This is a genomic window from Robertkochia sediminum, assembly GCF_016786255.1.
GTDB classification, from domain to species: Bacteria; Bacteroidota; Bacteroidia; order Flavobacteriales; family Flavobacteriaceae; genus Robertkochia; species Robertkochia sediminum.
Map to the genome: position 1 here is coordinate 217,775 of NZ_JADMKT010000075.1, position 19,551 is coordinate 237,325.

16 protein-coding genes are annotated in these 19,551 nt (G+C 47.5%); 8 read left to right on the forward strand and 8 right to left on the reverse strand.

The window, feature by feature from the left end:
• Positions 1-107 precede the first annotated feature (107 nt).
• A complete protein-coding gene (locus tag IS446_RS09635) occupies positions 108-2,294 on the forward strand; it encodes an amino acid permease (RefSeq protein WP_203060194.1) in 2,187 nt (728 codons plus the stop codon).
• Positions 2,295-2,362: 68 nt separating this feature from the next.
• Here the strand turns inward: IS446_RS09635 and IS446_RS09640 are convergent, their stop codons facing one another.
• Positions 2,363-3,307: an aldo/keto reductase gene (locus IS446_RS09640; RefSeq protein ID WP_203060196.1), complete on the reverse strand. Its 945-nt coding sequence runs from the start codon at positions 3,305-3,307 to the stop codon at positions 2,363-2,365.
• A 113-nt stretch (positions 3,308-3,420) separates the two neighbouring features.
• Positions 3,421-4,065 (reverse strand): transglutaminase-like domain-containing protein, encoded by a 645-nt coding sequence (locus tag IS446_RS09645; protein ID WP_235996460.1) that lies wholly within the window; start codon positions 4,063-4,065, stop codon positions 3,421-3,423.
• A gap of 179 nt (positions 4,066-4,244) precedes the next feature.
• On the opposite strand from IS446_RS09645, the gene IS446_RS09650 reads away from it, so the two are divergent.
• Together IS446_RS09650 and IS446_RS09655 are read left to right on the forward strand one after the other, a co-directional pair.
• Complete coding sequence (locus tag IS446_RS09650; protein WP_203060197.1) at positions 4,245-5,147, forward strand: endonuclease/exonuclease/phosphatase family protein; 903 nt, start codon at positions 4,245-4,247, stop codon at positions 5,145-5,147.
• A gap of 116 nt (positions 5,148-5,263) precedes the next feature.
• Positions 5,264-5,806, forward strand: a complete 543-nt coding sequence (locus tag IS446_RS09655) for a ClpP family protease (protein ID WP_203060198.1) — start codon at positions 5,264-5,266, stop codon at positions 5,804-5,806.
• 238 nt (positions 5,807-6,044) lie between these two features.
• On the opposite strand, the gene IS446_RS09660 is transcribed toward IS446_RS09655, so the two are convergent.
• Positions 6,045-7,061, reverse strand: a complete 1,017-nt coding sequence (locus IS446_RS09660) for a glycoside hydrolase family 113 (protein WP_235996461.1) — start codon at positions 7,059-7,061, stop codon at positions 6,045-6,047.
• A gap of 121 nt (positions 7,062-7,182) precedes the next feature.
• On the opposite strand from IS446_RS09660, the gene IS446_RS09665 reads away from it, so the two are divergent.
• From IS446_RS09665 to IS446_RS09685, 5 genes are read left to right on the forward strand one after another with little or no spacing between them, the layout of a single operon-like run.
• A complete protein-coding gene (locus tag IS446_RS09665) occupies positions 7,183-8,478 on the forward strand; it encodes an NAD(P)/FAD-dependent oxidoreductase (RefSeq protein ID WP_203060200.1) in 1,296 nt (431 codons plus the stop codon).
• A gap of 7 nt (positions 8,479-8,485) precedes the next feature.
• Positions 8,486-10,087 carry a 4Fe-4S binding protein gene (locus IS446_RS09670; protein ID WP_203060202.1) on the forward strand — a complete coding sequence of 534 codons (1,602 nt, stop codon included), beginning with the start codon at positions 8,486-8,488 and terminating at the stop codon, positions 10,085-10,087.
• 9 nt (positions 10,088-10,096) lie between these two features.
• Positions 10,097-10,786 (forward strand): glycosyltransferase family 2 protein, encoded by a 690-nt coding sequence (locus tag IS446_RS09675; RefSeq protein ID WP_203060204.1) that lies wholly within the window; start codon positions 10,097-10,099, stop codon positions 10,784-10,786.
• Positions 10,786-12,267: a cellulose synthase family protein gene (locus IS446_RS09680; RefSeq protein WP_203060206.1), complete on the forward strand. Its 1,482-nt coding sequence runs from the start codon at positions 10,786-10,788 to the stop codon at positions 12,265-12,267. The genes IS446_RS09675 and IS446_RS09680 overlap by 1 nt, the downstream gene beginning before the upstream one ends.
• Positions 12,264-13,625 carry a putative hexosyltransferase gene (locus IS446_RS09685; protein ID WP_203060207.1) on the forward strand — a complete coding sequence of 454 codons (1,362 nt, stop codon included), beginning with the start codon at positions 12,264-12,266 and terminating at the stop codon, positions 13,623-13,625. The genes IS446_RS09680 and IS446_RS09685 overlap by 4 nt, the downstream gene beginning before the upstream one ends.
• Here IS446_RS09685 and IS446_RS09690 read toward each other — a convergent pair.
• The 5 genes from IS446_RS09690 to IS446_RS09710 all read right to left on the reverse strand — a co-directional run bounded on the left by IS446_RS09690 (position 13,612) and on the right by IS446_RS09710 (position 19,406).
• Positions 13,612-14,496: a pseudouridine synthase gene (locus IS446_RS09690; protein ID WP_203060209.1), complete on the reverse strand. Its 885-nt coding sequence runs from the start codon at positions 14,494-14,496 to the stop codon at positions 13,612-13,614. The genes IS446_RS09685 and IS446_RS09690 overlap by 14 nt on opposite strands.
• A gap of 96 nt (positions 14,497-14,592) precedes the next feature.
• Entirely contained in the window at positions 14,593-15,498 is a 906-nt protein-coding gene (locus tag IS446_RS09695) for a geranylgeranylglycerol-phosphate geranylgeranyltransferase (RefSeq protein WP_203060210.1), read from the reverse strand.
• Positions 15,499-15,513: 15 nt separating this feature from the next.
• Positions 15,514-16,452: a mevalonate kinase family protein gene (locus tag IS446_RS09700; protein ID WP_203060212.1), complete on the reverse strand. Its 939-nt coding sequence runs from the start codon at positions 16,450-16,452 to the stop codon at positions 15,514-15,516.
• 132 nt (positions 16,453-16,584) lie between these two features.
• Positions 16,585-17,661 carry a diphosphomevalonate/mevalonate 3,5-bisphosphate decarboxylase family protein gene (locus IS446_RS09705; protein WP_203060214.1) on the reverse strand — a complete coding sequence of 359 codons (1,077 nt, stop codon included), beginning with the start codon at positions 17,659-17,661 and terminating at the stop codon, positions 16,585-16,587.
• Between the two features lie 659 nt (positions 17,662-18,320).
• Positions 18,321-19,406, reverse strand: a complete 1,086-nt coding sequence (locus IS446_RS09710; protein ID WP_203057834.1) for an IS110 family RNA-guided transposase — start codon at positions 19,404-19,406, stop codon at positions 18,321-18,323.
• Positions 19,407-19,551: the final 145 nt, after the last annotated feature.

Below are 19,551 nucleotides of genomic sequence, written 5' to 3' on the forward strand. Positions count from 1 at the left end.
TTTTGCTGACGGCGATCAGTAAAACCATAGCAAGACTCTTATTATCAATCACATAAACGAAAAATAATAAGTAAATTGTAGTTAGAACCACGTACCGTTAAGCGGCAATGCAGCAACCTTCAAAACACGGCCAATTCGGCACCATCCAGGGTGTTTTTATACCCACGGTGCTTACCATTCTCGGGATCATACTCTTTTTGAGGTTACCCTGGGTCGTAGGTAATGCCGGTATTCTGGGTGCAGGCCTTATCATTGTCCTTTCCATATCGATCACCCTGCTCACCAGTTTATCGTTGTCTTCGGTGATCTCCAATATTCGCATTGGTTTTGGCGGGGCATTTGCTATCATCTCCCGTTCCCTGGGACTGGAGATCGGAGGCAGTATTGGCATTCCCCTGTATCTATCACAGGCCATTGCTGTGGCCATGTATATTTTTGGTTTCCGCGAAGGGTGGATCTGGATATTTCCCGACCACCACCCTTTCCTGGTCGATCTGACCGTTTTTGCGATAGTTTTCGCAATTGCCTATGCCAGCACCAGCCTGGCCTTTAAGATCCAATACGTTATTCTCGCAGTGATCGTTCTGGCCATATCGTCTATCGCCGTAGGTTTTGCCCAAACAGAAACCTTCGAAACCCCAAAGCTCATGGGTGAATTTGTGCAGGCCAGGGAGGGCGAACTCATCGGAGCTAATTTCTGGATGGTTTTTGCGGTATTCTTCCCTGCTGTAACCGGGATCATGGCCGGCCTGAACATGTCGGGCGACCTTAAAAACCCCAGGAAAAGCATCCCAAAAGGAACGTTGTGGGCCGTAGTGCTTACAGCGATCGTCTACCTGGCCCTTGCTTTTATGGCTGCCTATATGGGCAATGCCCGGGAGCTGGTAGAAAATTACACCTTTTTTATCGATCATGCCTATATCCCCGTACTTGTATTGATCGGCCTGGCAGGAGCCACTTTTTCCTCAGCCCTGACCTCCTTTGTGGGAGCTCCCCGGATTCTTGAAGCTATTGCAAAAAAGAACATCCTCCCCTTTTCAGAACGCATTCGGAAAAGAAACAAAAGAGGTGAGCCTGCCGCAGCTATATCGGTCACCGGAGTCATCGTTTTTCTTGCCCTTTTACTTCGTGAATTGAACCAGATCGCCCCGCTCATTACCCTTTTCTTTTTGATCACCTATGTCATGATCAACCTGGTGGTACTTATCGAACAAAGCCTTTCCCTACCCAGTTTCAGGCCAACATTTAGCATACCTCTTGTAATTCCCCTGGCTGGTACAGTGCTCAGCCTGTTTACCATGTTTGTGGTTAATCCGGTCTTCTCCCTGGCTTCTGTGATCACAGTATTCTTTATCTACGCCTATCTCATGCGCAAACACCTTAATTACTCTGGCGGTTACGCCCGAAGCGGACTCTTCTCTGCACTCGCTAAATGGGCCACCGAAAGATCGGTATCCCTGTCAGGAGAGAACGAACCCCGCTCCTGGCAGCCCGACCTCCTGGTACCCATCCAGGAACCCCGCGACCTGCGATCGTCATTTCGATTGCTTTACGCCATTATTCACCCCAAGGGATCCCTTAAGATCCTCGGGATAGCGACCGGTAAAAATCTTGTACGACTTAAGACGGAAGTACCCCCTGTGGTGGCACAGATCAAAAGAACGGGAGACTCCATTAACTATTCCTTTATAGAAAGTGACCAGTTTCAGAAGAGCATACGCATAAGCGTCCAGGCACTTGATGCTTCCTATTTTAATCCGAACTCCATCTTCCTGCGCCTCGATTCGAGAACCAAAGACCTTGAAGCGTATGAAAGGTTGATCAGGGATCAGATAGGAAGTGAGCGGGGAGCCCTGCTATATGTTCCCTTTGCCCAGGTGGGCCTGGGCCTGGAAAAGACCATTAACCTATGGCTGCATGACATTCCCGATAACTGGGAATACCAACGTGAGCTGGGCAATAACGACCTCGCTGTGCTCATAGCTTTACTGCTGCAGGAAAACTGGGATGCAAAGCTTCGGGTGATCGTAGAGCTGGAACCCGGAACCCCGATCGAAAAAGGAGCGACATTACTTAGAAACCTCAAAGAAAGTGTGCGACTGCCAAAGCATACCGAACAATACCAGGTATTTAAAAACACCCCGGAGGTTTGGCATCAGGTACCTCATGCCGATCTGAGCATCGCCTCATTTGGCTCCTATACCCCTATTGGCAATCTCTTGACCATCGTAAAAAGACACCGGTCTTCATTTCTATTTGCCGCAGATTCGGGTAGAGAAAATGCGCAATTCTGAACCTTTTACCATAAAAAAAGGGGTGCATCCATAGGCTCCCCCCTTCCAGATCTCATTAGTTTTGCAAACTACCAGGGTAGCGCCAAAGGTTTTACTTCTTCTTTATAAAAAGTTTCAAGCTGCTCTACCAACTGAGGCTTCAATTGCAACGCAGTGCTTTCGAGGTTGCTCTTTAACTGATCCAGGTTGGCATTTCCCGGGATCACCGTAGAAACAGCGTCATAAGACAAACAGAAGGCTATGGCCGTGTGCACCATATTGGCATCGGGACCAATAATATCACGTACGCGATCTAGCAATTTTGCCCGGGTGCGTATGTCTTGTTCAGACCAGCGGCCGCGAACGTCATCAAAGCGGCTTTCGGCCGTGTATTTTCCACTCAACCATCCCGAATCAAGGGGGATCTTAACAATGATACCCACACCCTTTTCCTGGGCCATCGGAAAAGCTCCTGCAACATCCTGCCAGAGGATATTAAAGAAAGCCTCGATCACTTCGCAGTTGGTGGTACGCATAAAGAGCTCCATTTCTTCCTGAGTATCCAGGGAAGCCCCGTAGGCTTTGATCTTTCCTTCTTCTTTCAATCGTTCCAGGATCTCGTAATGATCGTTCTTATTCCCGTCCAGGTATTCAGCCGGCGGATTGTGAATAATGAGCGAATCGACATAGTCCATATCCAGTCTTCGCAGACTTCCCTCCAAAGATTCACGTATATATCCCGAACTGTAATCCTGGGTTCCCTTATCGGTATGTCCGAACTTGGTATTGATAACGATCTTGCTTCTGTCTACGCCTTTCAGCGCCTTCCCCAGCCGCTCTTCACTACTTCCGTATCCGTAATTGGGAGCGGTATCGAAAAAGTTCACCCCCTCTTCGATCGCCTTATGCACCAGGTAGGTGGCTTCCTTCTCGGTCATTTCCTTGGTCCATCCCGATCCGGATCCGAGCTGCCAGGCTCCAAGACCTATCTCCGACACCTTCGGGGTATCCTTGATGTAACTATTGTATTTCATAATAACTGAATTTATTAACTATTGCAGGTAAGGCTTCCAGCAAAGGTAAGGTGAAGTTGCATTTTTATATGTGACTACTGATACATTTTGATCAGCGAACAACCATCGAAACGCTAAAGGCGTATTTGCCCTTCTGCCTTAAAGACCTCGTAAAGGGCGGGGTAGTGAGACCGGAAGGTGTCCAGGATAAAATCAAAAGGCACATCTTCAAAATGACCGTAATCCTCAAGGTACTCCATAAAGGTATCTCCATCGGCATTGAAGGCCTGGAGCAGCGCATCGCTATTCCCGTCAAATTCGAGGGCAGGCACGTGAAATCGCTCACAAAGCTCTTTGTTGAAGGTTGGCGAAGCCTTTACCCACTTCCCATTATGATATACACCAACCATACCGTGGGGAGCCAGCTCGTGACTTCCGATCTTCTCAATAATGCGCTCTACGGCAATGTGATTGGTAACCTTGGCCAAATGCAGCCTCGCCGGAATGCCCAAGGCCCTAAGAAAGGTCACCATCAATATGGCCTTATCGATACAATGCCCCGAAGTTCTTGAGGCGATAGCACTGGCCTTGAAATGTTCTTTTTGAAAACTGATCTGGTACGGATCATAACGCCAGCCATCGCGAACCTTCAGGTAGACCTCCCTGATGATCTCCTCTTTAGAATCCAGCCTGAGAAATGGTCCTATATGCTTGCGGATCGTAGGATGATCGTGATCAATGTATGGGGTAGCCTCTAAATACGTCATCTTTTGTGGCATTGTGATCAGGTTAAGGACGGACAAGTTAACGTATTTTCAGCTTTCCTGACAATTTCTGCCACCACTTATCTCCTCCCTCTTTCCTGCTGCCTGCAACATCGGTTTCGTTTGAATTTTACTTACATTTACTATGGCCCAAACCAATCATTTACATGTACCATCTTTAAAAATAGCATATCATGAGCCCTTTCTTTTCCCTGAGCGACAAACGCATTTATTCCATCCGGGATATCACCGTATGGTCTGTCTTCACAAAAAATGTCCTGAGTTATTCTTTGCTATTGCTACTACCAGCGGTATTGTTGGGGCAAACCCATATCATGACCTTTAACATTCGCTATGCGACCGAAGCCGATGGTATAGACCAATGGGAACTGCGAAAGGGCGAACTGGTCTCATTCCTGGAGCAAGAACAACCGGATCTCCTCGGCGTACAGGAAGCCATGCCGCAACAGGTGGCATTCCTGCAAACCGGCTTATCCAACTACGGTCATATCGGCCACGGCCGCGATGGAAAGAACACCAATAGCGAAGCTGTTCCCCTGTTTTATCACAAGGACAGATACCTACTTTTAAAACACCGGGTCTTCTGGCTGTCACCCACCCCGGAGGTCCCTTCAAAAGGCTGGGATGCCGCCCTGCCCAGGATCGCAGTGTACGGGGTCTTTAAAGACCTGCGAACATCAGATACTATTCATGTGATTAACACCCACTTTGACCATATGGGCACTGAGGCCAGGCTTCGTTCTGCTCATCAGATCCTGCAATGGGTTCAAAAAGAGATTCCCCCGAAAGCCGGAGTTATCCTCATGGGAGACCTCAACAGCGAACCCGATGCAGCACCAATTCTGGCATTGGCATCATATTTCAATGATGTGCAGGCAGGACAAAACAGCGATACCCCCATAGGTACCTTTAACGCCTTTGATACTAACATGAGTGAGTTCCCGAGGATCGACTACCTTTTTACCAGAGAATTTGAAACGATCCATGCAGGAGTATCGAAAGCCAGGCGAGGCAATGGCCGCTACCTTTCTGATCACTTCCCGATATGGGCAAAAGTGATCCCTGCCGGGAAATAAACCCATGGTTATTGCCCGTGAACAGTGTGGTAATTTTCCTGAACACGACATTCCTGATTTTTATATTCCGGCTTACTTCAAATTATTTATATTTGAGTAACACAAAACAATGACACATGGCAGATAAAAAGATCCAGGATAAAATAGATGAAGCCTTACTCGGTGAGCGTAAGGTATTTTTATGGGGAGAAGTAGACGACGATTCGGCAAAACACGTGATCGATCGCCTATTGTACCTCGACTCCCTGAACAACGACGAGATCCAACTCATTATCAATAGCCCGGGAGGCTACGTTACTTCCGGAATGGCAATTCACGATACCATGAAGAGCATTAAAAGCCCGGTATCAACGGTTTGTACAGGACTTGCTGCCTCTATGGGATCCATCCTCCTGTCTGCCGGAGAAAAAGGACGTCGTTTTGTATATCCCTATGCCCGGGTCATGATCCACCAGCCTAGTGGTGGTGCACGTGGTCAGGCCTCTAACATTGAGATCCAGGCGCGGGAGATCCTGAAAACCAAAGAGATCGGCGCTAAGATCCTTGCCGATAACTGCGGACAAAGTATGGATAAGATCATGAAAGATTTTAACCGCGATTACTGGATGAATGCAGAAGAATCTCTCGAATACGGTATCGTTGATGGGATCTTAAAGTAACGGGTAACAAAGGTAACAAGGGTAACAAGGGTAACAAAGGTTACAGGGGTGACAAGGGTTACTGAAGTGACAGGTGATAGGTAACAAGAATGACAGAAGTTACCAGGGTGACAAGAGTTACAAGGGTGACAAGGGAACTTGAAGCAGATCACAAATTGGGTCTGGCCGAAGGATCACTCACCGTCTAAAATACCAATCCAAAACGATCACCGCTTATAACAAAAAACACAAGCAGGCTTTACGGCCTGCTTTTTTGGTCATAGAGGTAACGTATCACTTGCTGGGCAGGCTTGTTTTGTACGGTAAACCGATTATTATCACTCCCCCCGGCTCGGTCGTGAAAAGGGTACCACTTCCATAAGAATCCCCCGGCGAACCATTCTTCAGACCAGATCTCACTCCCCAGTGCCTTCAGGGCATTGACCTGGGCCGTATGATTGATACTTTCAATATCCCGGGAACTATCCCATGGCGCCCGGGCATTATGATCCATACTGCGATACCCGAATTCGGTGAACAATACTGCCTTGTTGAATTTCTGGGCACAAGATCGCAATGCTTCTTTATGGGGTTCCCACGCGGCCACTAATGCACTCAATTCGGGAGTTTGGGCCTCTGACAAAGGAAAATACGCGTTAACCCCGATCATATCAAGGGCATCCCAAAAAGAGATCTTATCGTATTTGTCCCAATTTTCGGCATAGGTCACCTTGCCCTTATACACCGATCGAACTTCAGCAATGAGCTTCCTGAAAAATTCCGGACGATTCCCGGCAAATCCGTAGAGCTCATTCCCTACGCAAAACCATTCTGCCCCAACTGCCTCTGCGAGATGTGCATAATACAGTATGTATTCCCGGTATGAATCCTCCAAGACCTTCCATTGTGCTGAATCGTCCATCACCAGATCTCCGGTAAAATAACCCCGGCCGATCCAGAGGTGGGGTTTGATCATTAAACGAATGCCTTTTTGCCTCAGGGTTTCGGCGTACTGTCTAACCCCCTCACCACGCTCCCCGAACCACTGCCAGGAAGTATTGAAAACGACTTTCGGAGCTTCAGGGCCTTCTAAAAAACCAAAGGGCATCAGGGAGGCATACCCGGCATTCACCCCGATCACCGGAGCTACTTCTTCGGGACCTATGGAATCTTTCAAGGCGACAAAGCTCACCCCATTGATCTTCTCTCCGGCAACAGGGTCGCTGCTGCAAGAGCACATCAATAAGAGCGTAAAAAACAGCACGGTATAACGCATCGTTGTATGGGGTTTGAAGTCCTAAAATACAAATAAGCCAACACTCCCGGAACAAATACGCCATTTAGGCCATAAGTTAGTATCTTGCCTTACGACTTTTATCCAAACCCGGGCAACCCAAATGAAGCATATTGTTATCATAGGAAACGGTATTGCAGGGATCACTGCAGCGCGTCATATTCGCAAGCTCAGTGATCACCGCATCACCGTAATTTCATCAGAAACCGATTACTTTTTCTCCAGGACGGCCCTGATGTATGTCTATATGGGGCACATGAAATTTGAGCACACCCAGCCCTACGAAAATTCATTCTGGAAGAAGAACCGCATTGAATTGCTCAACGACCGGGTAGAAAAGATCGATCCGGGTAAGCGTGCGCTGGATCTTAGGAAAAGTGGGACTTTTACCTTCGACACCCTGATCATCGCTACCGGATCCAAACCCAATATGTTCGGATGGCCGGGGCAAGACCTTAAAGGAGTTCAGGGACTCTATTCCAAACAGGACCTCGACCTTCTGGAGACCCATGCCCCCGATAACCAAACGTGCAAAAGGGCTGTGATCGTTGGTGGCGGACTCATAGGGATCGAACTTGCAGAGATGCTGAGCAGCAGAAACATCCCGGTAACCTTCCTGGTGAGGGAATCAGGTTTCTGGAATAATGTTCTGCCTGAAGGTGAATCGAACATGATCACCCGCCATATTCGTGAACACCATATCGACCTAAGGTTAGATACCAGCCTAAAAGAGATCCTGTCTGACAGCCAGGGCAAGGTGCGTGCTGTAGTTACCGATACGGGGGAAGAGATCCCCGCCGACCTCTGTGGTATTACCGCCGGGGTGCGTCCAAATATTGATTTTCTGCAGGGATCGGGTATAGAGACCGATAGGGGGATATTGGTCAATGACCGCCTCGAAACCAATATTCCGGGCATCTACGCCATAGGTGACTGTGCCCAACTCAGAGCACCCAAAAAAGGACGCCGACCAATAGAGGCCGTATGGTATGCCGGACGAATGATGGGAGAAACACTCGCCTATCACCTTTGTAAGAAGCCAACCACATACAACCCGGGCCCCTGGTTCAATTCGGCCAAGTTCTTCGATATAGAATACCAGACCTACGGACTCGTGGCACCGGAAACCTCAGAAAATGAGCAACACCTGTATTGGGAAGACATTAAGGCAAAAAGGGCTGTGAATATCGCTTACGATCCCGAGAGTGAGCTTTTTCTGGGAATTAATACCCTGGGCTTAAGACTTAGCCATCGCCATTTCGACCAATGGCTACGCGAAAAAGCTTCGGTCGCTGTGGTACTAAGCAACCTTGAACAGGCCGGATTTGACCCTGAGTTCTATCCCGATTTTATACGGGAAATAAAAACACAATTGACCCAATTATTAAAAACAACATAGCACAACGATGGACACCACTACCTCCATGTCTATAGCTGCCGATCCGCCCGCCGGGGCGAGTATCCTTCAAAAAGTCTGGGCCTTTCTCGGAACCTGTGCCTTGGGCATCCTCCTGCTGGCCAGCTTCAATATCGATCTCCCGCATCGCCAATGGTGGCTTTACGGCTCCCTGACCCTGCTTACCGCAGGGATCATTGGCTATACCTTCGAAGCCTATAAGAACAAACCTCCCGGAATTAAGAACGACGGCGTTTGGCATAGCTCCTTAACCAACGGCGGCCTCCTGGGATGGTTACTGGGGGTGGCGATCACCTTCTTTTATGTTATTCTTTACTTCTATCCGCAATACCTCGGACTGGGAAGTGATGGGAACAACAGCGGACTCGTAGCCTTCTTCGACCCGTTGAGCAGACTCCTTAGCGGAAATCCTGCAAGCCAATGGTTCGTATATGGCACCTTATACACCCTGGGGATCCTCGCCTTTGGGATCAAATTTCTCTGGAAGTACCGCCACAACCGGTACGAAAAGCTGCGAACCCTGAGCGTTATGTTCTTTCAGACGGCCTTTGCCTTCCTCATCCCGGAATTCATGGCCAGGCTCAACACCGACGATTTTAGCTTGCCTTATTACGACCTCAAGAATATCTGGCCCCTTAATTATTACAATTTTGAACAATGGCGTATAGACCAGTTCATAACCGCTGGTGATATAGGCCTTGCCCTGCTTATTTTCGGAGTTGTATCGATCTTTATCATCACCCCCGTGCTTACGTATTACTACGGAAAAAGATGGTATTGCAGCTGGGTTTGCGGATGTGGCGGACTGGCAGAAACCGTTGGAGACCCCTTCAGACAGCTCTCCGATAAAAGCGTATTCGCATGGAAGGTGGAGCGCTGGGTGGTTCACAGTGTATTGGTATTCTCCGTGCTCATGACCACCGCCGTGGTACATTCGTACCTGGGTTACGACGCCCAGAAATACTGGCTCAACAAAGATGTGTTCCTCATAGCCGTGGCCCTGTTTCTCACGGTACTCTTTGCAGCCATCTGGAAATTCAAAAAAGAAGAACTCCAAAAAGACGCGCGCTACGGAGCCATAGGCTACCTGGCGGTGATCCTGGGACTCATTGGTATACACTACCTGAGTGGCAGCAATGTATTTCTCTTCCAGGCAGAGACCCTGAGAAGCACCTACGGATTCCTTATCGGGGCGGTATTCTCGGGAGTGATCGGGACCGGTTTTTACCCTATATTTGGCAACCGCGTCTGGTGTCGGTTCGGATGCCCGATGGCGGCGATCCTGGGCCTACAGCAACGACTGTTCTCCCGCTTTCGCATTACCACCAATGGCGGACAATGCATTAGCTGCGGGAACTGCTCTACCTACTGTGAAATGGGTATCGATGTAAGAGCCTATGCCCAGAAAGGAGAAAATATTGTAAGAGCATCCTGCGTTGGGTGCGGTGTTTGCAGCGCTGTTTGTCCGCGAGGCGTTCTGAAACTCGAGAACGGACCGCTTGAAGGACGTATTAACAGCGAAGCCGTACTCACCGGAAACGACCTGGACCTGCTGGATCTTATAAAAGAAGAAAAGACCTGGAAAAACTAACCCTGACCTATGCCCCTGATCAAGGTAATTATACCTGCTTTTAACGAAGAAAACGCCATAGCCAATGTCATAAGGGATATTCCCCACACGGTAAAAGAAGTGATCGTGGTGAACAATGGCTCTACCGATCAAACCGTTATGGTGGCAGCAAAGGCCGGAGCCACCGTGCTAACCGAAACCCGAAAAGGATACGGCTATGCCTGCCTTAAGGGAATGGATCATATCGACAGTTCGGAAGATGGTGCCGATATCGTCGTATTCCTCGACGGAGACTATTCTGATCACCCTGAAGAGCTCCCTAAGATCACCGGCCCTATTGAAAATGGCGATATAGACATGGTGATCGGAGCGCGGGTGAGTGCCCTGCGCGAATCAGGTGCCATGACCCCGCAACAGGTGTTTGGAAATGCCCTGGCATGCACCCTGATGAAATGGTTCTACGGTGCAAAATACACCGACCTTGGACCGTTTCGCGCCATACGCTATGAGAGCCTCCAACTCCTGGAGATGGAAGACAAGACCTATGGCTGGACTGTAGAAATGCAACTAAAAGCCCTGAAAAAGAAGTTGAGGTATACCGAGGTTCCGGTACATTACCGAAACCGTATTGGCGTCTCAAAGGTTTCGGGTACCGTAAAAGGAACCATCATGGCCGGCTACAAGATCTTATGGTGGATCTTTAAATACAGTTTAAAATAATGGAGCTACTCGCTTATATTGCTGTTATCATCTACGGGATCGCATTATTGCTGATCTTCTTTTACAGTCTTGCCCAGCTCCAGCTTTTATACAACTACCTCCGCTCCCGTAAAAAAGACGCAGCGCAGCGCCTGCTGGACATCACAGACCACGATAAGGTACCCATGGTTACGGTACAACTGCCCGTATTCAACGAACTCTATGTGGTGGAGCGCCTGCTCGACAATATCGCCCTCCTGGATTATCCACCAAACAAACTGGAAATTCAGGTGCTCGATGACTCCACCGACGAAACCGTAAACCTGATCAGTCAAAAAGTGGCCGGGCTTAAAGCCGGCGGACTCGATATAGTCCACCTGCATCGCACCAACCGCGAAGGCTTCAAAGCCGGCGCTTTGAAAGAAGGATTGAAAAGTGCCAAAGGAGAGCTCATCGCTATTTTTGATGCCGATTTTCTGCCCCGACCCGACTGGCTTAAAAAGACCGTTCCTTACTTTGACGATGAACGAACCGGAGTGGTTCAAACCCGTTGGGGACACCTCAACAGAAACTACTCCATACTCACCCGCATTCAGGCCTTTGCCCTGGATGCCCACTTCACCATAGAGCAACGCGGCCGCAATGCCAGGGAACATTTTATCAATTTTAACGGTACCGCCGGGATCTGGAGAAGATCGTGTATTTTGGATGCCGGAAACTGGGAAGGAGATACCTTGACCGAAGATCTGGACCTGAGCTACCGAGCCCAGTTCAAAAAATGGAAGTTCCGCTACCTGGAGCATGTAGAAACACCGGCTGAACTGCCGGTAATGATCTCTGCGGCAAGGTCCCAGCAATTTCGATGGAACAAAGGGGGAGCCGAAAATTTCCAAAAATCGGCCCGCAGGTTACTCACCACGGCCCACCTCCCTTTGACTACAAGGATTCACGGACTCATCCATCTGCTCAACAGTTCTATGTTCCTGTTCGCCTTTGCCGCCGCAATACTGAGTATTCCCGTCATGCTCGCAAAACACTATATCCCTGCCCTAAGCGATTGGATGCGGCTTAGCGGGATCTTTATGGTAAGTACGTTCATCCTGCTTACCTGCTATTGGTTTACCTACAAGAACCTTCAAAAAGGCGGCATAAAGGGATTTATTAGCTTCGTGCCCTTGTTCATTACCTTCTTTGCAGTAGCCCTGGGCTTTTCGCTCCACAATAGCTTTGCTGTGATCGAAGGCCACCTCGGCAAGAAAAGTCCGTTTGTTCGAACACCTAAATTCAATGTGAACGAAAACAGCGGAAAAAAGATCATCAACAAATACCTCAATAAAAGGCCTTCGCCTAATACCCTCCTGGAATGCCTGCTTACCCTATATTTTATCGGTGGTTTTATTATCGCTTGGTGGCTTAAGGATTATGCCTTTATGGGCTTCATGGCCATGCTGGGATTCGGATTTGGATATGTATGTTATAACTCCATAACAGCGAACTCATGATGGGAAAGCAGCCGGGTACATACCTATGGACCTTCCTGGTCGCTTTGAGCACCCTGTTCTACCACATCTTTGCTTACAACCTGGAACGCACCAATAGTCTTGCCCTACTTACCATCTATGGGAGCCTTTTTATCGTATACCTGCTCCTGTATAAATACGGCCGCGATCATTTTGCTCAAATGGTGGGAGCAGGACTCCTTTTTCGCCTCATCCTGCTCTTTGCGATCCCCAATTTATCACAAGACTTTTACCGCTTTATATGGGATGGCGAGCTTATGCTCATGGGTACAGACCCGTATCTGTACACCCCTGATGAACTCTTCAAGGAGGTCTCGGGCAAGATGCCCGATGCCGGGATACTTTATGAAGGGATGGGAGCGCTTAGCGCCTCTCATTACAGTAACTACCCTCCCCTCAACCAGGTTTTCTTTGCACTCGCTGCCTTCCTGGGCCAGCATAGCCTGGAGGCAAGGGTCATTGTGCTAAAACTCATCATGATCCTCGGTGACCTGATGACCCTATGGTTCGGCGCTCGTATCCTAAAGCTCCTCCAAAAACCAAGATCACTGCTGTTACTCTACTTTCTGAATCCGTTCGTAATACTCGAACTCACGGGTAACCTGCATTTTGAAGGGGTTATGATGGGATTCCTTACCGGGGGATTATGGTTCCTTTTCAGAAAACGATATCCATTGGCGGTGCTGTTCATAGCGGCTTCCATCTCCCTAAAACTCATCCCCCTTATTTTCCTGCCCTTGTTGTATATGCATTACACCAATGGTCAATGGCTACCGGGAACAAAAAGGACCCTGGGTGCCCTGGTTTTTACCGGGGCTATTCTCCTGCTGGCCGCACTAAGTTTTACACCCTTTACCAGCTTTACCAATCTGGAGCATTTTACGGCCTCGGTCAACCTGTGGTTTTCCAGGTTTGAGTTTAATGCCAGCCTGTATTACCTCGCCCGGGAGGTAGGGTTCTGGATCAAAGGATATAATGTGATCGGGAGCATAGCGCCGTGGATCCCGGTGATCACCCTGGGAACAGTGCTGGCACTTTGTTTTAACAAACGAAACGGAGAACCAAAGCAGTTGCTCACTTCCATGCTCTGGGCAATAACCATATACCTCTTTATCTCGACAACCGTGCATCCCTGGTACCTGGCAACACCCCTGATCCTCGCGGTAATGCTCCATAAAAAATACATGGTGGTCTGGACAGGCTTGGTCATGTTGAGCTATACAGCCTATGCACATCCGGAATATAAAGAAAACGCCCTACTCCTTTGGGTGGAATACGGCGTTACGTTTATTATTTTTTATCTGGAAATGATTCGTAGAAAGCGGATCAAAGCATTTTAATGTTGATCACCTCCTGCTTGGAAAGCATCCTCCACGATCCTCTTGGAATATCCTTTTTGGTGAGACCTGCGAAAACCACCCGATCGAGCATATTGATGGAATACCCCAAATGCTCGAAAAGTCTTTTGATCACACCATCCTTACTACCGTAAAGACGAATACCTACCTCACGTTTGTTTCCGCTTTCGGTATACGTGATCTCTTCGACCTCTACTGGTCCATCTTCCAGGTGTACCCCTTTGGCGATCTTTTTCAGATCGGTATCCTTTAGTGGTTTATCCAGTACGACATGGTAGATCTGTCTTACCCTTGTCCTGGAGTCGTTGAGCTTTTTGAGCAGGTCACTGTCGTTGGTGAACAGCAGTAACCCGGTAGTACCTCTCCCAAGTCGACCTGCAGTTTCAGCACGGCCCGGAGCTGCCTTTTTCACCAGATCATAAACGGTAGATTTCCCTTTGTCGTCCTTAGAACCTGAGAATCCTTTAGGTTTGTTTAGAAGAATGTACACCTTGCGCTCTGCACGGATCACCCTTCCGTCAAACTTCACCTCATCTCTTTCGGGGTTTACCTTATGGCCCATCTCTATGACCACCTCCCCGTTTACCTGGACGTTTCCGGATTGGATATAAACATCGGCTTCCCTTCGGGAACAAATACCACTATTGGCAATGAATTTATTGAGGCGTACTTCCCCATCGGCCAATTGTTGTGATTTATTCTGAGGCTGCTGCTTTAAAGGAGAATTTCCACGCGCATGGCTGGCCTTATTGAATTGACCTCCCTGTCGTCCTGAAAACCGACCTTTACCGGCCTTTGGACCACCTTGACGCCCTGACGTCTTTCCTTTATTTCCCCTCTGCTGTCTGCTCATATCGTTCTGAAATTTCTGCAAAGATATGGTAAAGAACAGTCATGGCAACATAAATGCGTTGCAATTCAAGAAAGTACGGACTACCGTCTCCCCCCCCTAAACAAACCGATTAAGCACCAGATCGATGTCGATAAGTAGAATACTAAATACGCCAGTTACGATAATTAACTTGAGTATATTGTGAAGCAAGAGGTAATGGCCTTTCGAATCTGACCGCCAAAGAATACCAAGAAAAACCAAAAGTGCGATGATACAGGCGTAGAAATAATAATACATATGGCCGATCTCGAACTCGGTAATGAGAAGCCAGGCCGGTAGCACGGCAAGGATCACCAGAACAGACATGATCACCTTAGAGGTGGTCTCCCCATAGAGCACTGGCACAGTTTCGTAACTGTATACCAGGTCACCCTTCATATTTTCCAGGTCTTTTACCATTTCTCTGATCAGAATGAGCATGAACAGGAAGCCCGCGTGCACAAAGATCACCGGATCAAAGTTCATGTAATAGATAAAGATCGCAAAGAAAGGCGTAATAGCGAGGAGGGAAGAAATGATATTGCCTACGAAAGCAAGACGTTTAAGCTTGTGCGAATACAACCATATTCCGAAGATATAGGCCGAAAAGAACATTACGGCCGCAAATGAAGCGTAACTGGCAAAGACCACAGACAGGAAGTTCAGAATAAAATAGGTGGTGAGCTTAAAGCGCTGGCTCACCTGCCGGTCGAGCAATGATTTCCTGGGCCTGTTGATCAGGTCTTTCTCGGCATCGTAAAAATTGTTGATGATATAGCCCGAAGCAATAGCCAGAGCCGAAGCCGCCACAAGGGCAAAGAGATTCCCGTCAAGCAACACCTGTTTTACGGGTATATCGGGCGCCAAAATATAGATCGCAGTTAAGTATTGTGCGATGGCAATAACCAGAACATTATAGCCCCGAACCACCGAAAACAAGCTCAGTAATTTTACCAGTAAAGGGCGCTGTTTCCGGGTGAACATGAAATACGTGTGATCTTAAAAGTGGTATACCACCTCGAGTTTGTAGTCTTTGAGGGCCGCTCTTGCCTTTTCGATATCTTCTGTGAATCCCAGGATATAACCACCACCACCGGAACCGCAAAGTTTCAAATAGTAATCGTTGGTTTGTATCCCCTGCTCCCACAATTTGTGAAACTGAGCCGGGATCATAGGTTTGAAGTGATCGAGCACCACGTGAGATAATTTCTTGATGTTCTTGAAAAGTGAGTTCACATCTCCATTCAGGAAATCATCAACACAGGCATCGGTATGCTTAACAAACTGATCCTTGATCATTTTTCTGAATCCTTCCTGCTTCATGTTCTCCATGAAGATCTGCACCATAGGAGCCGTTTCACCAACAATACCACTATCCAGAAGGAATACCGCACCCTTACCGTTCTCGGTTTGTGACGGGATACCTGCAGGCTCCACATTGTCTTTGCTGTTGATGAGAATAGGCAGGCTGAGGTAGCTGTTCAATGGATCCAGTCCTGAAGACTTCCCATGGAAGAAACTTTCCATAGCCCCGAAAATAGACTTAAGGGTGATCAAACGGTCACGGGTAAGATTCTCAAGAACAGTGATCTTATCGTGGGCGTATTTATCGTAGATCGCTGCGACCAGGGCTCCACTGCTTCCCACACCGTACCCCTGAGGAATACTACTGTCAAAATACATTCCCTGTGCAATATCTGCCTTCATGCGATCGATATCAAACTGTACCAGGGAAGGGTCTTCCTGTTGTAACGTATCCAGGTATTCCGCAAAACGGGCAAGTCCCTGATTCGAACGGGCAGCCTCTTCACTAAGCGCTTCGTCGACCTTTAAGGCTCCGTTATAAAAGTTATAAGGAATGGATAAGCCTTTGGAATCTTTGATGATCCCATACTCTCCGAACAACAGGATTTTAGAATAAAATAGTGGCCCTTTCATAGTATTTTTACCGTTAGCAACGGGGTTTCCTTTAGCAGTTTGATCTTCTAAAGATAATCAATCTCGTTCTACAATTCAAAAATCGACTCCAATTGGAGGCAAACATATGGCTTACCCCCGGTGATCACGGTGTTATGAGAGCTGTTCTGCCCCTTTTCCAACGCGGTCGCAAATATACTGTCCCTGCTGACAAAAATCAACCAATTCGGCCTCAATAAAACGGGTAACCGCTTCCTTTTCAACCTCCGGATACAGCAAATGCACGTTAGCTCCGGCATCAAGCGTAAAACACAATCCGGAATCGTTCTTTTCGCGATACGCCCACACCCGGTTAATGATCTCCAGGGTATTGGGTTTCATCAGGATAAAATACGGGTTTGAACTCATCATCATGGCGTGCAGGGTAAGCGCCTCACTTTCTACAATAGCCGTAAAGGCATCGCGATCGCCGCGTTTCATGACGTCCAGCAGCGCTGCCAGGTTATGGTGGGCCTGATCAAAACGAGCCGGAGCATAAGCATGACCATGCATGAGCCCGTGCCCTACCGTACTACTCACCTGTTTCTCACCCTTATCTACCAGGAGAATCGTATCCTGGTAACCCAGGAAAAATTCATGGATGCTCTCCTTAAAAACAGTGCCATACAGGTCACTGCTCCCATCGATATTGGCATGCGCCCCCCAACTTACCACGGGTCCTTCGACACTACGACAAGCACTACCCGAGCCCAGACGGGCCAGGAAGGAAGCCTTTTTACTAAAATATTCATCAGACATACCTGCATTCAGTGCCTTTTCAAGCGACATCAAACACAATGCAAGGGCACTCATACCACTGGCCGAAGAGGCGATCCCACTGGAATGGGGAAAGCTGTTCGACGTATCGATCTCCAGATGGTAGTCCTCCAGAAAAGGCATATACGGCAGAATACGCTCCAGGAACTTTTCGATCTTAGGCTTGAACGAAGGCTTGGGTTGCCCTTCAAAAAGCAGATCGAAAGCAACACCACGCCCCTCCTTTCGGGTGCATCTAAGCAATGTTGTCGTAGCGCAGTGATCCAGGGTAAAACTAATGGACGGATTGGCAGGGATCTGCTCTTCCTTTTTTCCCCAATACTTCACCAGGGCAATATTACTGGGCGACTTCCAACTGCATTCGAAGGCTTCGGGTAAGCGTTCCGGAGCGGGGGCTTTAAATTCTTTGATCATGATGTGCTTTTAGGCTTTGTGCAAATATAGGGGAAACGGGGGAATGGGGAATGAGGGAATGGGGAATGAGGGAATGGGGAATGAGGGAATGGGGAATGAGGGAATGGGGAATGAGGGAATGGGGAATGAGGGAATGGGTTACGGGGTACTGCTTACTGCTTACTGCTTACTGCTTACTGCTTACTGCTTACTGAAAATTACAAACACCTCAATTCACAGCTTATAATTAACAATTTATAATTCTCTCCTCTTCACCCTTCGTAGCTTTAGCGAAGAAGGGCTTCACCCCTTTACCCCTTCTATGTTGTTTTCCAAGCAAAAAGCCTGTTTTTTACCATTATAGTCTTTCGGAAGCCCTTTTCAAAGCTTCCATTTCTGTTCATGATTCAAACACTCTTTCTCTTTGATGGTACTACTTTTTTACTAAAAACCCTTTCAATTAATCTTCTATCAACAGTCTCAATGCTTAGGCATTAGCTGCAATTTATTGTTCACTTTAAAAGGAAGGGGGACGTAAACTTCACCGAACAGTCTGCTTGCAGATCAGTGATCTTCAAGTGCTGCAATTGTAAACGAACGTTCGTTCCCCCTTTGTAATTTTCCCAGGTTTATAAATAGTACCATTAAAGTTAAAGCTTTCTGATTCACGCTATTTGTTTTTAACATACGACCCCATACTTATAAGGCTCTCGATGAATTAATACATAACGAATCCGGTTTAAAAGATTCTTGGCAATTCGAATGATAGCCTTATTCTTTTTCATCCGTTTACTCAAGTTGGTAAATCGTAAAGTCAGTGCAGGATCGCTGCGAACTGCACTCCAGGCCGCTTCGATCAATGTGTTCTTTACATTAGTTCGACCTCTGGAGCTTATACCCGAGGAGCTCTCCCGATCTCCTGAAGCATGTACCTTAGGCATTAATCCAAAATAACCGCAAAGACGGTCAAAGTTGGTAAAACGATGTATATCCCCAATTTGAGTCAGCAAAGTCATGGCTGTCACAACACCTATACCAGGTATGCTTTGCAGCAATAGTACATTCTCACGGTAATTATTACTCTTTGCCAGAGCTCTTAAACGAGAACTCACCTCTTTCTTCTTGACCTTTAAATATTGGCCGTAATCCAGATGAGCCTGAATAATGAATTTAAGATCCGGATACTTTACCATCTCACTTTCCAACCACGCAACATAAGCCTTAGTCCAACTCTTGCTCCCCCGGTCAAGTTCCTCAGGAATAGAAATCCCATACTGAAACAAAAGCGACTTAATCCGATTCTTCACCCTGGAAAGATCCTTCGTTAAACTATAACGCAAACGCAGTAAACTACGGTCTAACTCCAAATGCCGATCCGGAACATCGATCCCTTTAAGTAACTGGGATCGCAGTGTATTGGCTAGTTTCCTACTATCGACCGTATCATTCTTTCGTTGGCGATCCTTCTGACTTGTAGGGATATCTGCTGCATGTACCACCTGAGCATCTATACCCAATGAACGAAGTGTTCTGCAAGGAGTAAACCCATTGAAGCCCGCCTCGTAAACAGCCTTATAACAAGCTCCGGGATAATGCTTTTGAAGGTATTTTGCCAACCCTTGAGCATCAGCATCCCTACTCATCGTCTTCAGTTCAAAATTATCACTTAAAAGCGTGACCTTCCAACTCTTCTTATGACAGTCAATTCCAATATAAATTGTTTGCCCATCAAATCCTCTCGGCGTATCTTTAACTAATGTCGGCATAAGTCAATGTTTTTTAGATTGTTATTACCTTAAAATAAAAAACTTGGCTTATGCTTTTTTGTTTAATAATGCCCCAATTCTACCTTTGATTCTTTCCTCTTATTTCATTGGAACTGTGGCCTAAAACAAACATAGTAACTTTACC

Bases quoted from the DNA above. Each gene is read 5' to 3' on its own strand.
- IS446_RS09635 (WP_203060194.1), top strand. From the start codon at position 108: ATGCAGCAACCTTCAAAACACGGCCAATTCGGCACCATCCAGGGTGTT.
- IS446_RS09640 (WP_203060196.1), bottom strand. From the start codon at position 3,307: ATGAAATACAATAGTTACATCAAGGATACCCCGAAGGTGTCGGAGATA.
- IS446_RS09645 (WP_235996460.1), bottom strand. From the start codon at position 4,065: ATGCCACAAAAGATGACGTATTTAGAGGCTACCCCATACATTGATCAC.
- IS446_RS09650 (WP_203060197.1), top strand. From the start codon at position 4,245: ATGAGCCCTTTCTTTTCCCTGAGCGACAAACGCATTTATTCCATCCGG.
- IS446_RS09655 (WP_203060198.1), top strand. From the start codon at position 5,264: ATGGCAGATAAAAAGATCCAGGATAAAATAGATGAAGCCTTACTCGGT.
- IS446_RS09660 (WP_235996461.1), bottom strand. From the start codon at position 7,061: ATGCGTTATACCGTGCTGTTTTTTACGCTCTTATTGATGTGCTCTTGC.
- IS446_RS09665 (WP_203060200.1), top strand. From the start codon at position 7,183: ATGAAGCATATTGTTATCATAGGAAACGGTATTGCAGGGATCACTGCA.
- IS446_RS09670 (WP_203060202.1), top strand. From the start codon at position 8,486: ATGGACACCACTACCTCCATGTCTATAGCTGCCGATCCGCCCGCCGGG.
- IS446_RS09675 (WP_203060204.1), top strand. From the start codon at position 10,097: ATGCCCCTGATCAAGGTAATTATACCTGCTTTTAACGAAGAAAACGCC.
- IS446_RS09680 (WP_203060206.1), top strand. From the start codon at position 10,786: ATGGAGCTACTCGCTTATATTGCTGTTATCATCTACGGGATCGCATTA.
- IS446_RS09685 (WP_203060207.1), top strand. From the start codon at position 12,264: ATGATGGGAAAGCAGCCGGGTACATACCTATGGACCTTCCTGGTCGCT.
- IS446_RS09690 (WP_203060209.1), bottom strand. From the start codon at position 14,496: ATGAGCAGACAGCAGAGGGGAAATAAAGGAAAGACGTCAGGGCGTCAA.
- IS446_RS09695 (WP_203060210.1), bottom strand. From the start codon at position 15,498: ATGTTCACCCGGAAACAGCGCCCTTTACTGGTAAAATTACTGAGCTTG.
- IS446_RS09700 (WP_203060212.1), bottom strand. From the start codon at position 16,452: ATGAAAGGGCCACTATTTTATTCTAAAATCCTGTTGTTCGGAGAGTAT.
- IS446_RS09705 (WP_203060214.1), bottom strand. From the start codon at position 17,661: ATGATCAAAGAATTTAAAGCCCCCGCTCCGGAACGCTTACCCGAAGCC.
- IS446_RS09710 (WP_203057834.1), bottom strand. From the start codon at position 19,406: ATGCCGACATTAGTTAAAGATACGCCGAGAGGATTTGATGGGCAAACA.